A 15983-nucleotide genomic window follows, 5' to 3' on the forward strand; every position below is an offset into this window, starting at 1 on the left:
CTGCGCGAGCCGCGCATGCAGCGCGGGCCAGCCGTCGCGCGCGGCGTCGGCGTCGAGCTCCGCGCGTACGGCCGGATCGGCGGTCGGCAGGTCGTTGAGGCCCTGCGTCAGCGCCTTGTAGTACAGCATCGTGCCGCCCGCGAGCAGCGGCGTGCGGCCGCGCGCGGCGATCTCGCCGATCAGGCGCAGCGCGTCCGCACGGAATTCGGCCGCCGAATACGCATCGGCCGGGTCGATGATGTCGATCAGATGGTGCGGCACGCTCGCGCGTTCGCCGCGTGTCGGCTTCGCGGTGCCGATATCCATGTCGCGGTAGACGAGCGCCGAATCGACGCTGACGATCTCGATCGGGCGGCGCGCGGCGAGCGCCAGCGCGGCGGCCGTCTTGCCCGACGCGGTTGGGCCGAGCAGGCAGGCGATCGTCGTCGGACGGGACTGCGGTGAAGCGCTCATTGCCCGCGCATGAAAAGGCGGTCGAGATCGTTCAGCGTGAGCTGATACCACGTCGGCCGGCCGTGATTGCACTGGTCCGCGCGTTCGGTTGCCTCCATCTGACGCAGCAGCGCGTTCATCTCATCGAGCGTCAGGCGCCGGTTCGCGCGCACCGCGTGGTGGCATGCGAGCGTGCCGAGCAGCTCGTGCTGGCGCTCGGTGAGCACGCGCGAGCCGCCGAACGCGTGCAGATCGGCGAGCACCGCGCGCGCGAGCGACTGCAGGTCCGCATCCTTCAGCAGCGCGGGCACCGCGCGGATTGCGAGCGTCGTCGGCGACAGCACCGCGAGGTCGAAGCCGAGCGATTCGAGCGTGTCGCGCTCTTCCTCGACCGTGCCGATCTCGACCGGCGTCGCCGTCATCGATATCGGCAGCAGCAGCGACTGCACGGCGACCGTGCGGTCGGCGAGCGCGTTCTTGAACTGTTCGTACAGGATCCGCTCGTGCGCCGCATGCATGTCGACGATCACGAGGCCGTGCGCATTCTGCGCGAGCACGTAGATGCCGTGGATCTGGCCGAGCGCGAAGCCAAGCGGCTGCTCGTCGTGCGCGGTGGCCGCGAGCGGCGACGCGACGAAGCCCGGCGGCGTGGTTGGCGCGCTCGCCGAATCGTGCGCGATGACGGTCGTGCCGTCCGGCGTGCCGGCGCCCGTGTCCTTGCGGCCGAACAGCGCGTCGTAGAGCGCGAGCGGCTGCGCGACCGGCAGCGTGCCCTGCGTCATGCGCGCCTGGCGCATCCACGTGTTGCCGGCCGACGATGAGGATGACGACGGCGACGAGAAGCCGCTGCCGCCCGTGCCGGTGGCCGCGCCCAGGCCGAGCGGCGTATTCAGGAACGACGCGGGGCCGCCCGGCGTCGGTGAGAGTTGCGCGGCGTGGCCGCCCGCTGTGGTTTCCGGCGATGCGCCCGCATGGCGGGCGAGTGCGCGCTGGACCGCGTGGAAGACGTACTGGTGGATCGAACGCGAATCGCGGAACCGCACTTCGATCTTCGACGGGTGCACGTTCACGTCGACTGCTTCGGGCGGCAGGTCGAGGAACAGCACGTACGACGGGTAGCGGTCGCCGTGGAGGACGTCCTCGTACGCCGCGCGCACCGCGTGCGTGAGCAACTTGTCGCGCACGAAGCGGCCGTTGACGAAGAAGTATTGCTGGTCGGCGCGGCCGCGGCTCGCGGTCGGCAGGCCCGCGCAGCCGTAGACGGCGAGCGGCCCGGCCTGCTCGTCGAGCGGCAGGTGCGCGGTGGCGAAGCCGTCGCCGAGGATCTTCGCGACGCGTTGCGCGGGTTCGGTCGCGTTCCAGTGCTCGACGGCCTTGCCGTTGTGCAGCACCGAGATCGCGACGTCCGGCCGCGCGAGCGCCGCGCGGCGGATCATTTCGAGGCAGTGGCCGAACTCGGTCTGCTCGCTTTTCAGGAACTTGCGGCGCGCGGGCGTGTTGAAGTACAGCTCGCGCACCTCGATCGTCGTGCCGACCGCACCGGCGGCCGGCGACAGCGCGCCCGTGGTCGCGTCGATCTTCGTCGCATGGGCGACGTCGGCCGTGCGGCTCGTGATCGACATCTCGGCGACCGACGCGATCGACGCGAGCGCTTCGCCGCGAAAACCCAGCGTCGCGACCGCCTCGAGCTCCTCGAGCGAGCGGATCTTGCTCGTCGCGTGGCGCATCAGCGCGAGCGGCAGTTCGCCGGGCGGAATCCCGCAGCCGTCGTCGGTGATCGAGATGCGCTTGACGCCGCCTTCCTCGAGCACGATGCGCAGCGTCGTCGCGCCGGCGTCCATCGCGTTCTCGAGCAGCTCCTTGACGACCGACGCCGGGCGTTCGACGACCTCGCCGGCGGCGATCTGGCTGATCAGCTGGTCGGGCAGGGGCTGGATCGCGCGCAGCGGGCGCGCAGCGGGGGCGGGCGCGGCGCCCGCGGCCGTTTCGGTGATATCGGACATGGCCGAATTATAGCGAGGCGGCGGATGCATGCCGGGGCCGCGGGTAGTTACGTTTTTTCACGGAGCCTTAAGGTAGTTTCGGTATGATGGCTCCGTTCCGCGCGCCGCCTTGTCTGGCGGGCGCTTCCGCTTTTTCCGGCCGCTGCGGCCTTTTCGCCATCGAGGAATCGCATTTGGATACGCTGCTTCATTTCATCAACCTGGTCCTGCATATCGACGCGTTCCTCGGCGACTTCATCCGGCAGTACGGCGCATGGGTGTATCTGGTGTTGTTCCTGATCGTGTTCTGCGAGACGGGGCTCGTCGTGTTGCCGTTCCTGCCCGGCGATTCGCTGCTGTTCATCGGCGGCGCGTTCGGGGCGACGGGCGACATGAACGTCGTCGTGCTGATCGTGCTGCTGCTAATCGCGGCGATTACCGGCAATACCTTGAACTATGTGATCGGCCGCTGGGTCGGGCCGAAGGTGTTCAATACTCATATCCCGGTGCTCGAGCGCTTCCTCGACCGCGCGGCGCTGCAGAAGACCCACGCGTTCTACGACAAGCACGGCGGCAAGACGATCGTGCTCGCGCGTTTCATCCCGGTCGTGCGCACGTTCGCGCCGTTCGTTGCCGGGGCGTCGTCGATGAGCTTCGCACGCTTCCAGTTGTTCAACGTGATCGGCGCGCTGGTCTGGGTGCTGCTGCTGGTGCTGCTCGGTTACTTCTTCGGCAATATCCCGTTCATCCGCCAGTATCTGAACGTGATCGTGCTGGTGGGGATCGGAGCGGCGATCGTGCCGATCGCGCTTGGCGCGTTGTGGAAGCTGGTGCGCGGGCGGCACTCGGGCGATGCGCGGAAGACGGGCGGGCACTGAGCCGGCACGTTTCTCTTCGGCGCAGTAAAAAGCGTGGCGGTTGCCACGCTTTTTTTTCGTCCGTGCGGTTCAGGTATTGCGATGCGAGAGCGGCGTTTCGGGCGTTGGGTATTGCGCGTCGCGGAACGTCTCGAGGATCACGCGATTGGTATCGCAGTACACCTGCCAGTAGTTCTCCGGCTGCGTCGACGGGCGCACGAACAGCAGCGGGCCTTCCGGCGTGAACTGCAGCACGCCGACGTCCGGCGCGGGCACCTTCAGCACATTCGGGATCACCTGGATCTGCGTCTTCAGGCGGTTGATCGCGTCGACGGCATCGACGCCGTTCGCGATCTTCGCGGTCAGGTCGACGCGGCGATGCGGCGTCGCGCTGTAGTTCGCGATGTTGTCCGAGAAGATCTTGTTGTTGCCGACGATCGTCACGATGTTGTCGGCGGTGATGATCGTCGTGCCGAACAGGCCGAGCTCCTTCACCGTGCCCGTGACGCCGCCCGCGCTGATCACGTCGCCGATCTTGAACGGACGCAGCACCTGCATGAACACGCCGGCGGCGAAATGGGCGAGCAGGCCGCCCCAGGCGGTGCCGATTGCGAGGCCCAGGCCGGCGAGCAGTGCGGCGAACGACGTGGTCTGAACGCCGAAGATCTGCAGGATCGCGAGGATCAGCAGGATCGTCAGCAGCACGCCGACCACCGAGGTCAGGTAGTCGGTGAGCGTCGGGTCGACCTTGCCGCTGCGGCGCACGACCTTGCCGAGCAGGCGGGTGCCGATGCGGATCGCCCAGCGGCCGATGAACCATAAGACGACCGCGGCGAGGAGATTCAGGCCGAGGTCGAGGCCGCGGGTCATCAGGAATTGCTGGGCGGTTTCTAGGTTCGGCATGGGGGCTCCGCAGTGGGGTGAATGTGGCAGTTTCAGGCTGTATATAGTCTGATTATTACCGGATTTTACAACGTGCTGCGGTGATAATTCGTAGGTCTGCATTGCGCAACAAAGGATTGGCATTTTTTACTGCCGCAAGCAGCTGTGTTGCGAAAATCGAAAGTATGTATAGAAGCGTTAACACATTTAAAAGTAAGGAAGTTTTCTTGCTTGTAAGCTGGTACAATGCGGCGCCTCGGTAGTTTGAGGTGATTTAAAATTCAGGAGCGTGGGGCAAAAGTTTCACCACGCACGGGGCGCAAACGATAAAAGTGGGACCGGGGTTGGGTATGGCAGAACCGCCAAACGGGGATTCCAGGCTGGGCGAAGCATTTGCTATTCAGCGAAGAGTCGTTTATGCATTGTTTTTGCGCGAACTGAAGACCCGGTTCGGCAAGCACAGGCTTGGGTACCTGTGGGTATTTCTCGAGCCTGTCGTTCACATGCTCGTATTGTTCGCAATCCTGGGGTTGATTGCGAAACATACGATGCCCGGTATTTCGTTTCCTGTATTTCTGATCTGCGGTCTGGTACCGTACTTCATGTTCATCAACATTGCGCTGCGATCGTTGAACGCGCTAGAGGCAAATCTCGGACTGCTGAGCTATCGTCCGGTGCATCCGCTGGATACACTGATTGCACGTGCGGGTCTCGAATGTATTATCAGCGCGGTGGTCCTGGTTGTATTGCTGGTTATTCTCGGCCTCGGAGGGCAGCCGGTCCAATTGGGTGATATCCCGGAACTCGCCGGAATTTGGGCGATACTGGTGCTTCTCGGGCTGGGTATCGGGATCATTTTCATGGTTATCGGTCATGAATTTCCGGTCAGCGAGAAGGTCATCCCGTTGTTCATGCGGCCCCTTTATTTCACCAGTGCGGTGATGTATCCGCTGACGACCATTCCGGCGGAATACCGCAGCTGGGTATTGTGGAATCCTCTGGTTCATATTCTCGAGTTATTGCGGCATACGATCGTGCCGGCATACGCGGTTGAAAACGTCGGTCTCGCATACCCCGCGTTTTGCGCGCTTGTCGTTCTGTTCGCTGGTATGGCCCTGTACAAGGCCCGTGAACCCTCCCTGCTGCGATCATGATTCGACTCGAGAATCTCACGAAATCGTATAAGACACCGTCGGGTCGACATTACGTGTTCAAGGACGTCAATGTCGAAGTGCCATCGGGGAAAAGTATTGGTCTGATCGGGCGTAATGGCGCCGGCAAGAGCACGCTGCTCAGCATCATCGGCGGCATTGATCGGCCCGATCGCGGCCGGGTCGTGACGAACCGGCGCATTTCGTGGCCGGTCGGTCTCGCGAACGGCTTCCAAAGCAGCATGACGGGGCGCGAGAACGTCAAGTTCGTCGCGCGCCTGTACGCGAGCAAGGGCGAGCTGGCGGAGAAGGTGCGGTTTGTCGCGGATTTCTGCGAACTCGGCAAGTTCTTCGACATGCCGATCCGCAGCTACTCCACCGGCATGCGCGCGCGCTTGGGTTTCGGGCTGTCGATGGCGTTCGACTTCGACTACTACGTGATTGACGAGGTGACGGCAGTCGGCGATGCCGTCTTCAGAAAAAAAAGCGAGGCGTTGATGATGGCCAGGCGCGCCGTCAGCCAGTTCATATTTGTGTCGCACGGCCTCGACGAAGTAAGTCGGGTCTGCGACGTCGGGTTGCTGATCGGCGACGGGAAAGTCACGTACTACCCCGACGTGAATGAGGCGATCGAAGTTTACAAGCAAGAGAACAATGTCTGATTGGTTGGGGAAGCTGCGCGGGCATCGGCTGCAGGTGTCGCTTGTCGCGGTACCGCTTGTCGTGTGTGGGTTGTATCTCGGGCTGGTTTCCCGGGATCGCTACGTCAGTGAATCGCAGGTGCTGGTCAAGGACTCCGGACGTTCTGTCGGCACGGGGCTGAATATTCAGGCGCTGCTTGGGGGAGGGGCCGATGCATCGGCGCGGGACGACGCCGTCGTGCTCAAGCAGTACATCGAATCGCCGGACATGCTGGCGAAAGTGGATGCGCGGCTGAAGCTCAAGGAGGCGTTCGGACATGTCGGGCTGGACTTGTTCAACCGGCTTTCGCCGCAAGCCACGCGAGAGGAAACGCTGAAGTACTACATGCGGCGTGTCAGCGTCGATGTGGACGACAAGACGGGGCTTTTGACGATTCGGACGCAAGGTTTGTCGCCGGCCTTCGCGCAGACGTTCAATCGAACGTTGCTGAGCGAAAGCGAAGCTTTCCTGAACGAGTTGTCGCATCGCATTTCGCGCAACGACATGCTGTTTGCGCGTGAGGAAATCGACCGCTCGTATGACGAAGTCAAGACGGCACGTGATGCGGTGATCGCATTTGAAAACAAGACCGGCATGCTGGACCCGACGGCGAGCGCCGAAGCGGGCGGACGCATGGTGGTCGAAATGCAGTCGAAGCAGGCGGAGCTCGAAGCGGAATTGCGCAACCTGCAGACCTACATGAACGACGACGCGCCGCCGGTCGTAGCGAAGCGCAACGCGCTATCGGCCCTTGTCGCGCAGATTGCCGTCGAGCGAGCCAAGCTCAGTGCGCCCGGCGACGGCAAGATGAACCGGACGGCCGCGCAGTACACGGAACTCAAGTCTCGCCTCCAGTTTGCGACCGACCTGTACAAGGTATCGCTGTCGACATTCGAGAAGGCTCGGATCGAATCGGGGCACAAGGCAAAGAGCCTGTCCGTGATCGTGACGCCCAACCTGCCGGAAGAGGCCGAGTACCCGCGCAGGCTTCACATCATGATGTCCCTCGTTGTCGGATTGTTGTTGTTGTTCGGTGTCGTGAGGCTGGCGCAAGCGATCATCGAAGATCACCGGACGTAACGGACACGACTGCCGCCGGGATTTCGTATCGGGGTGGTAGTTCGCACGAACTTGAATGGCTGGTACAGCGTCGTTGCCGTGACGGGGTGGCGAATGCAAGCAGGCATCGACGAACGCAAATATTGAGATGATCAATCTATCAACAGGCCGAAAGGCATTGATTGCCCTGATGCTGGGCGCCGCGAGCACAGCGGGTTGGGCCGGGTTCAGCGATACGCTGTTCGGGCTCTCGGCAACCGACAGCGATAGTGGCTCGACGTCGTCCAGGGGCGCGGCTGACGGTGGACAGCGCGGCGCCGCTTCGACGGGTTTCGGGTACAACCCGAACGACGTTGCGGCCGGGGCAATGATGCTTCAAGGCGGCAAGGTGTCGCGTCAGCAAGGCGGACCCGGAGGGATGGCTCCGAGTCCGGTCGACGTCAGTGTCGCTCCGCAGGCGCCGAACAGCATGTTCGGCTCGCAGTTGTTCGGCGGGACCTTCCACAACAGTCGGGGGACCGGCTTCAATCCGGGTTATCAGGTCGGCATTGGTGACACCGTTACGCTGCGGATGTGGGGTGCTTTCGTATTCGACGGCCAGCTGACCGTCGATCCGCAGGGAAATATCTTCGTGCCGAATGTCGGGCCGGTGACGGTCGCCGGGGTTCGAAATGCCGACTTGAACGGGCGTGTGCTGAATGAAGTGCGCAAAGTCTACAAGGCAAACGTGAACGTTTATGCCAGCCTGGACGTCGCGCAGCCGGTGAAGGTTTTCGTCACTGGATATGTCAAGCAGCCGGGCATGTATGGCGGCATCGCGTCGGAAAGCATCCTGTCCTATCTCGACAAAGCCGGTGGCGTCGACGTCGACCGAGGCAGCTATGTCGACGTGATGGTCAAGCGCGGCGGGGTGGTGCGCAAGCGCTTCAACCTGTACGACTTCTTGTTGAATGGCGAGATCGATCAGCTGCAGCTGGCCGATGGCGACGTGATCGTCGTTGGGCCGCGCGAACACGTCTTCACGGTGCGAGGCGAGGTCTACAACGCATACGACTTCGAGTTCGCCACGCCGGTCATTACGCTTCAGCAGGCGCTTGCGGTTGCGCGTCCGAAACCGGGGGCCACGCATGTCAGCATCGTGCGTCGCCAGGGCACCGAACGGACCACCGAGTATTACCCGATTTCGAACGCTTCGAACGTCAGACTCAACGACGGCGATCAGCTCGCGGTCACGTCGGATCGCTACGCCGGCACGATTCAGGTTCGCGTCGAGGGCGCCCATTCGGGAGAGCATGCGTTGGTGCTCCCGTATGGTTCCACGATGGCGCAGGTGCTGAGCCAGGTTCGCAAAAATCCGTTGTCACGCGTGGACGAGGCCCAGTTGTTCCGCAAGTCGGTGGCGGATCGGCAAAAGGAAATGCTGGGCGTCGAACTGCAGAAGCTTCAGGAGGCGGCGTTGTCCGCGCCGTCCGCGACGAGCGAGGAAGCCAATCTGCGCTCGAAGGAAGCCGAGAACATCACGAAGTTTGCCGCGCTCGCGAGCAAGACCGAGTTCAAGGGGCAGGTCGTGCTCAACGAGCAGACGATGGGCAACGTGATTCTGGAGGATGGCGACGTCATCAACATCCCCGAAAGAACCAGTGTCGTCATGGTGCATGGAGAGGTGCTCTTCCCGAACGCGGTCGAATGGCAATCGGGCATGACGACGAGTGACTATGTCGCGCACGTCGGCGGATACACGCAGAAGGCCGACAACAGCAAGATCATCGTGATTCACCAAAACGGCAAGGCCGAACTGGCCGACAGCGGTGCGAAGGTCGAGGCCGGCGATGAGCTGATGGTGTTACCGAAGGTGAGGTCGAAGAGTATCGAGATCACGCGCGGGATTACGCAGATCCTCTATCAAATCGCAGTGGCCGCGAAGCTGATCTTCTGGTGATGGTTGCAGCACGTCACATGACGCGTAGAGGGCGCGTCATGTGACACCGAGAGGGCCGCGGGCGGCTCGTTGGCACGAACGCACCGGCAGATTGCTCCTTCGGGGGCTCGTAAAAATAATAGCAACGATAATTATCATGAAAATTCTGACCGTGTTTGGCACGCGGCCGGAGGCGATCAAGATGGCGCCGCTGGTACACGCGCTTAGGGGGAGGTCGGGTGTGGATTGTCGCGTATGCGTCACTGCACAACACCGGCAAATGCTGGACCAGGTACTCGAACTTTTCGAGATAAAGCCGGATTACGACCTGAATCTGATGAAGGCGGGGCAAACGCTCCAGTCGATCACGTGCGACATCGTGAACGAGATCACGCCCGTTCTCGCATCGTATCGGCCCGACTACATGTTGGTGCATGGCGATACGACAACCACGTTCGCGAGCGCGCTGGCGGCGTTCTACCTGAAGATCAAGGTGGGGCACGTCGAAGCGGGGCTGCGTAGCGGCGACATGTACTCGCCGTGGCCCGAAGAGGGCAATCGCAAGCTGACAGGCCAGCTCGCCGACATTCATTTCGCGCCGACCGAGGCGTCGCGCGAGAACCTCGTCGCGGAACGGGTTCGCGACGAGGACATCATCGTGACGGGCAATACCGTCATCGACGCGTTGCTCACGGTTACGCGCAGGCTCAAGCACGATGAGGCACTCCAGCGCCAGATGCACGACGCGTTTCCGGCGCTTGCAGGCGGGCGCCGCATGGTGCTCGTGACGGCGCATCGCAGGGAAAATTTCGGGGAAGGGATCCGGAATATCTGTCAGGCGATCCGTCAACTGGCGGCGCACTACACGGACGTCGATTTCGTTTACCCGGTTCACCTGAATCCGCAGGTCAAGCAACCGGCGGAAGAGATTCTCTCCGGCATCTCGAACGTTCACCTGCTGGCGCCTCAGGACTATCTGCCATTCGTCTATCTGATGTCGCGCGCCACGCTGATCCTCACCGATTCGGGGGGAATTCAGGAAGAGGCGCCGTCGCTCGGCAAGCCGGTGCTCGTGATGCGCGATACGACGGAGCGGCCTGAAGCGGTTGCGGCCGGAACGGTTCGACTGGTTGGTTCGGACAGCAGTCGAATTGTCGCGGCCTGTCGCGAATTGCTCGACGACCCGGTGCGCTACGAGGACATGGCGCGTGCGCACAACCCGTATGGAGATGGCCGCGCGTGCGAACGCATCGTGCGCCACCTCGTCGGTGAAAGCGATCGCAGCGATCCACAGGCGTTCTCTTCGATTCCAGGTTCGGTTCGCGCGTTCGCCGGGTAATGCCGCGCACGGCAAGGGCGATCAGTCAGCCCTGATTCGCGCGGCATGTCGAAGCGTTGCCGCGCCTCCATACATCATCAAGGACGTTCCGTGAAAAATGCCATCCAATCCATATCCGTCATCGGACTCGGATATATCGGTCTTCCGACCGCGGCCGTGCTCGCGTCGCGCAAGATCAAGGTCGTAGGTGTCGATATCGACCAGCATGCTGTCGATACGATCAATCGAGGCGAGATTCATATCGTCGAGCCGGAACTGGATATCGTCGTGCACGCGGCAGTGAAAGAGGGGTGGCTTCGCGCGACAACTCGGCCCGAAGCCGCAGACGCTTTCATGATCGCGGTGCCGACACCGTTTCACGGTAACTACGAGCCGGATCTGTCATACGTCAAGGCCGCGTGCGAATCGATTGCCCCGGTTCTCAAGCAGGGCGACGTCGTCATTCTCGAGTCGACCTCGCCGGTCGGGACGACCGAGCAGATGGTGGAATGGTTGGCGCGCGCTCGACCGGACCTCGTATTTCCGGAGAAGGACGGCGGTGATTGCGACGTCTACGTCGCCTATTGTCCCGAACGTGTCCTTCCCGGACAGGTGATTCGCGAACTGATCGAAAACGATCGCGTGATCGGTGGCGTCAATCCGCTTTCCGCAGCACGTGCGCAAGAGGTCTACCGCACGTTCGTCAGCGGTCAGTTGCTGGTCACGGACGCGCGTACGGCGGAGATGTCGAAGCTGACCGAGAACGCATTCCGCGACGTCAATATCGCGTTTGCCAATGAGCTTTCCCTCATTTGCGACAAGCTCGACATCAATGTGTGGGAATTGATCAATATCGCGAATCACCATCCGCGCGTCAATATTCTCCAGCCGGGGCCGGGCGTCGGTGGTCACTGCATCGCGGTCGACCCGTGGTTCATCGTCAACAAAACGCCGGGCCAGGCGAAGTTGATTCGACAGGCTCGGGAGGTGAATGATTCGAAGCCGCTATGGGTGATCGACAAGGTGCGCGCTGCGGTCGATTCGCTGTGCGAAGCCGGAAAACCGCGACGCGACATCCGAATTGCGTGCTTCGGTCTTGCGTTCAAGCCGAATATCGATGACTTGCGAGAAAGTCCGTCGCTTGATATTGCACACAAGCTCGCCGACGCGTATCCGGAGCAAGTCCTCGTTGTCGAGCCGCATATCGACGCGATGCCGGAGAAGCTCGAGCTTGGCGGCGCGCGATTGATGGATCTGGACAGCGCACTGGCACGCGCGGACGTTCTGGTCATGCTGGTCGATCACGCGCAATTCAAGGCGATGAAACCGACTCTGCGCGAAACACAGCGACTCGTCGATACAAAAGGCATCTGGGGTTGAGTGGCTCCCGTCCGCGCTCCGGGCATGGCGCGGAAAAGTCAGGACGAATTTGAAAAGGCAGGGAAGTCGGGATGAGCGTGAATGTCGATGTCGGTGCGGGTGATGGTCTGGAAGAGATTGCCGCTTTGCGACGGGAGCGCGATCGCTATGCGGCGCTATGCGCGACCTTGCGGGCCGAACGAGCCGCGCAGGACGAACTCGTGTCGCTGCTGGAGGAGGAAGCCGCGCGGTTGAGCGATCCTCGCGAGGCCACGACAAGTATCGACAACGGCCTGACATCGCTGCGCGTCGACGACGCGGCGGAGGTGACCGGGTATCAGCAGACGATCACCGATCTCACGAGCCGATTCAACGGGTTGAAGGCAATACGTGAACGGGAAGAGGAGACTTTCCGGCAGTACCGCGAGGACACCAGTGTCACGATCGAAGCGCTTGCGGACGAGCTTACACGGCACGGCGAGACGATCAGCAGCCTGACCAGCGAGATCGATGCGGCAAGGGCCGTTGCCCGCGAGCAGGAGCAATTGCAGGCGATCGGCGTTGCGGCGCTCGAACAAAAGATTGCGGCTTTGGAAGCAGAACGCAGTGCGCGCGCGATCGAGCGCCAGGAGCTGGGCTCGATGCTCTCCGTGCTGCGCTCGGAAGCCAAGTCATCGTCGACGATCCTCGAGAAAATCAAGCTGGACGCCGTCCGCAACAGGATGGCACTCACCGAAGCGAACGCGCAGATCGAACGCTTGCGTCAACAACTGATCGCCGCAAATCAGCAGGTACTCCGGACGAAGAACACACTGTCGTTTCAGCTTGGGCACGCGCTGATATTCGGCACCAAGTCGTGGAGCGGGTTCTTCGCCCTGCCGGGCAAGCTGCTGGCGATTCACCGTTTGTCGAAGCAGCGCCGTGACGACAGCCAAGCCAAGGGGCTCAAGAGTTCCAACGTTCGCCCGATGCTGCAAGCGGCGCCGATTTCATCGCGCGCAGACGCCGTCGAGCATGTCGCGGTCGCTGCGCGTGCGCGGCTGCAGGGTTTGCACGACGATGACGGGCAGCAGCTTGCCCATCGGATGAAGCAACTCAAGGTCGCGGCCATCATGGACGAGTTCACGTTCGGCTCGTACGATCCGGAGTGCAACCTCCTGCAGCTGACGCCCGCTCACTGGCAGACCGAATTGAATGCGTTCAATCCGGACATGCTGTTCATTGAATCGGCGTGGCGCGGGAAGGATGATCTTTGGGGCAGCAAGGTCGGCCACCTCAGTCAGGAAGTCCTCGGCATCGTTCTATGGTGTCGCGATCACAAGATTCCGACGATCTTCTGGAACAAGGAGGATCCGGTCCATTTCGAGACGTTCCTGACGACCGCGAAGTTGTTCGATTTCGTCTTTACGACGGACATCGACTGCATCCATCGTTACAAGGCCGCACTCGGCCACGATCGGGTCTATCTGCTGCCGTTCGCCGCTCAACCGCTCGTCAACAATCCCGTCGAGAAGTACGAACGGAAAGACGCGTTCTGCTTTGCCGGTGCCTATTACGTTCGATATCCGGAGCGCACGCGGGATCTGGGGAACTTCATCGTCAATTTGCCCGAGTTTCGACCGCTGGAAATCTACGACAGAAACTACGGGAAAAGCGACGCGAACTACCAGTTTCCGGAGGAATACCAGCCGTTTGTCGTCGGCAATCTGCCGTACGCGGAGATCGACAAGGCATACAAGGGCTATCGATACGCGATCAACCTCAACTCGATCAAGCAGTCACAGTCGATGTTCGCGCGTCGCGTCTATGAACTGCTGGCGTCCAACACGATCACGATCAGCAACTTCTCGCGCGGCGTGCGCCTCATGTTCGGCGATCTGGTCGTGACGAGCGATAGCGGCGCTGAGATTCGGCGACGTCTCGACGCATTCGGCAACGACGAAGCAGGCGCGCGCAAGCTCCGCCTTGCCGCGCTTCGCAAGGTGATGCTCGAGCATACGTATCAGGATCGACTGGCTTACGTTATCTCGAAGGTCAGCGAGGAGACCTTGCCGTCGCTGCTTCCGCAGATCATCGTGGTTGCGTACGCCAAGGATCAGGCACAAGCCGACTGCCTGCTGCGCGCGTTCGAGCGGCAGCAATATCGGGCCAAGACGCTGCTGTTGGTCGTGCCGGAGCAGTTCGACCCGGCCGGGGTGCCGGACGGAGACGCGGTGCGCGTGTTGTCTGCGCTTGAATCGGATACGGTCATGTTGCAGGCGCTGGCATCGCCTGCCGCGTGGCTCTCCGTCATGGTCGCGGACGACTACTACGGTGCCCACTATCTGACGGATCTCGCGCTGGCGACGCGCTACACATCGGCGCGAGCGATCGGCAAGGCTGCCCAGTATGTATGGTCGGGCAGCAAAGGCCTGGCCCTGCTTCGGGATGACGCAGCATATACCTTCGTTACCGAGATCGCTGCGCGATCGGGTATCGCGCGTTTCGATACGTTGCCCGCGGTATCGTTGCGCGACTGGGTGAGGGAACTGTATACCGCGCAGTTCAACGACGCTTCGTGCTTCGCTGTCGACGAATTCAACTACTGCCGAAGTGGTGTCGCGCTGGATGAGGCTGGCCGCGCGACCGTTGACGATGTGGTCCTGTCCGATCACGGACTGACGCTCGATGAAATGCAGCGCAGAGCGGAGGCAGTCGCTCCGGAGCGACTCGACAGCAATGCCCTTCCGCAGTTGCGCGGTACCGATCTGGCATCGCTGTTGACGAAGGCGCCGGCGAACAGTCGTGTATCGATGGTCGAGCGCGGCGGCTGTCTGCAGGTCGATTCGGCGTTGCCCGATGGCTCACACGAATATTGGTACGCCGATCGCAATTTTTCGCCGGCCGATCTGTCGGTCGATAACGGGAAGCTTCAGCTCCATCTTGAGGTTTCGCCGGGTCTGAACGTGCAGGTTGTCGTACTTTTTCTCGATGGCGAAAAAGCGCGGATCGGCCATGTCGTGAAGGCTTCGAATCGCAATCACGATATCGAGGTGCCGGCGGGCACGGCGTACTTGCGGGTCGGCTTGCGGGTCTACGCCGGCGGCTCCGCGCGCGTGCAATCGTTGCTGCTCGGCCACCGCTCGCTCCTGCCGGCGGATATGTTTTCCCAGGGCGAACATCTCGTCCTGACAAACCACTACCCGTCCTACGACGACCTGTATCGCAACGCCTTCGTGCACAGCCGGGTGCGCGCCTATCGCGCACATGGCGTGCGATGCGACGTGTTCCGCTTCCGTGACGAACAAACGATGGAGTTTCAGGAGTTCGAGAACGTTGATGTGATGACGGGCGGCGCGGAGGTACTGGACCGACTGCTGCAGACGGGGCGATATCGCTCGGTCCTGGTCCACTTCCTCGATGATGCGATGTGGCGCGCGCTGAAGCCTTACGCCGATCGACTGAAGATCGTCGTCTGGGTTCACGGCGCCGACATCCAGCGCTTCGAGCGTCGCGCATTCCTGTATGACGATGCCGAGCAACGTTCCGCCGCTGCGCTGAAGAGCGAGCGCCGCGCGCAATTCTGGCGGACGCTGCTGACGGATCGGCCGCCCTCGTTGCACTTTGTCTTCGTCTCGAAGTATCTCGCGACAACCGCGATGGAAGACCTCGAGTTGATGCTGCCTGACGATGCGTACAGCGTTATCCATAACCCGATCGATACCACGCGATTCGACTATGTCGAGAAGGATGCCCAACTGCGCTGGAAGGTGCTGTCGATTCGGCCGTATGCGTCCAAGGTCTATGCCAACGATCTGAGTGTCGGTGCGATTCTTGCGCTATCAGGCCAGCCAGATTTCGACCGGATGCAATTCCACCTGATCGGCGACGGCGCGCTGTTCGACGAGACCGTCGCGCCGCTTCGCGGATTCTCGAATGTCACAATCGAGCGGCGCTTCCTGACGCAACGCGAAATCGCCGATCTGCACAAGGAGTACGGCGTATTTTTGTGCCCGTCGAGAATGGATACGCAGGGCGTTTCGCGCGACGAAGCGATGGCGTCGGGCCTTGTCCCGGTGACCAATGCGGTTGCTGCCATTCCGGAATTCGTCGATGCAACGTGCGGTGTGCTCGCGCCGGCAGAGGGCGCGCACGCACTTGCCGAAGGCCTGCTGGCGATCATTCGGGACCCGCGGCTGTTTGCAGACATGAGTGTCGCTGCGGCGCAGCGCGTGCGACGGCAGAGTGCTCACGATGCGGTGATTCAACGCGAAATGGCGTGCTTTGTGGGGGACTCCGAAGAGGCTGGATCGCGAGAGCCCTCGCTCTCGCGATGATTCGCGATGCCGTGCCGGGAATCGTGCA

11 protein-coding genes are annotated in these 15983 nt (G+C 61.9%); 8 read left to right on the plus strand and 3 right to left on the minus strand.

Annotated elements, in window-relative coordinates; genetic code table 11:
• Together miaA and mutL are read right to left on the minus strand one after the other, a co-directional pair.
• The coding region (gene miaA / locus F3J14_RS06670) for a tRNA (adenosine(37)-N6)-dimethylallyltransferase MiaA (protein ID WP_166722331.1) at positions 1–453 on the minus strand (453 nt) is incomplete at its 3' end.
• The gene (mutL, locus tag F3J14_RS06675) at positions 450–2435 is read right to left on the minus strand and encodes a DNA mismatch repair endonuclease MutL (RefSeq protein ID WP_166722332.1); all 1986 of its coding nucleotides are present in this window, start codon (positions 2433–2435) and stop codon (positions 450–452) included. The genes mutL and miaA, both read right to left, overlap by 4 nt.
• 173 nt (positions 2436–2608) lie before the next feature.
• On the opposite strand from mutL, the gene F3J14_RS06680 reads away from it, so the two are divergent.
• Positions 2609–3292, plus strand: a complete 684-nt coding sequence (locus F3J14_RS06680) for a DedA family protein (protein ID WP_166722333.1) — start codon at positions 2609–2611, stop codon at positions 3290–3292.
• Positions 3293–3361: 69 nt separating this feature from the next.
• Here F3J14_RS06680 and F3J14_RS06685 read toward each other — a convergent pair whose 3' ends face one another.
• On the minus strand, positions 3362–4174 hold the full coding sequence (locus F3J14_RS06685; RefSeq protein WP_166722334.1) for a mechanosensitive ion channel family protein: 813 nt from the start codon (positions 4172–4174) through the stop codon (positions 3362–3364).
• A gap of 329 nt (positions 4175–4503) precedes the next feature.
• Here F3J14_RS06685 and F3J14_RS06690 point away from each other — a divergent pair, with 329 nt between their 5' ends.
• From F3J14_RS06690 to F3J14_RS06720, 7 genes are all read left to right on the plus strand, one after another.
• Positions 4504–5307 (plus strand): ABC transporter permease, encoded by an 804-nt coding sequence (locus F3J14_RS06690; protein ID WP_166722335.1) that lies wholly within the window; start codon positions 4504–4506, stop codon positions 5305–5307.
• 53 nt (positions 5308–5360) lie between these two features.
• Positions 5361–5966 (plus strand): ABC transporter ATP-binding protein, encoded by a 606-nt coding sequence (locus F3J14_RS06695; RefSeq protein ID WP_228906926.1) that lies wholly within the window; start codon positions 5361–5363, stop codon positions 5964–5966.
• Entirely contained in the window at positions 5959–7065 is a 1107-nt protein-coding gene (locus tag F3J14_RS06700) for a lipopolysaccharide biosynthesis protein (protein WP_166722336.1), read from the plus strand. The genes F3J14_RS06695 and F3J14_RS06700 overlap by 8 nt, the downstream gene beginning before the upstream one ends.
• A gap of 127 nt (positions 7066–7192) precedes the next feature.
• On the plus strand, positions 7193–8983 hold the full coding sequence (locus tag F3J14_RS06705; RefSeq protein WP_166722337.1) for a polysaccharide biosynthesis/export family protein: 1791 nt from the start codon (positions 7193–7195) through the stop codon (positions 8981–8983).
• Positions 8984–9119: 136 nt separating this feature from the next.
• A complete protein-coding gene (wecB, locus tag F3J14_RS06710) occupies positions 9120–10301 on the plus strand; it encodes a UDP-N-acetylglucosamine 2-epimerase (non-hydrolyzing) (RefSeq protein ID WP_166722338.1) in 1182 nt (393 codons plus the stop codon).
• Between the two features lie 45 nt (positions 10302–10346).
• A complete protein-coding gene (wecC, locus tag F3J14_RS06715) occupies positions 10347–11660 on the plus strand; it encodes a UDP-N-acetyl-D-mannosamine dehydrogenase (RefSeq protein WP_168736138.1) in 1314 nt (437 codons plus the stop codon).
• A gap of 71 nt (positions 11661–11731) precedes the next feature.
• On the plus strand, positions 11732–15955 hold the full coding sequence (locus F3J14_RS06720; protein ID WP_166722340.1) for a glycosyltransferase: 4224 nt from the start codon (positions 11732–11734) through the stop codon (positions 15953–15955).
• The last annotated feature ends 28 nt before the right edge of the window (positions 15956–15983 follow it).

It is taken from the genome of Burkholderia sp. Tr-862, from assembly GCF_011753085.1.
GTDB lineage: Bacteria > Pseudomonadota > Gammaproteobacteria > Burkholderiales > Burkholderiaceae > Burkholderia > Burkholderia ambifaria.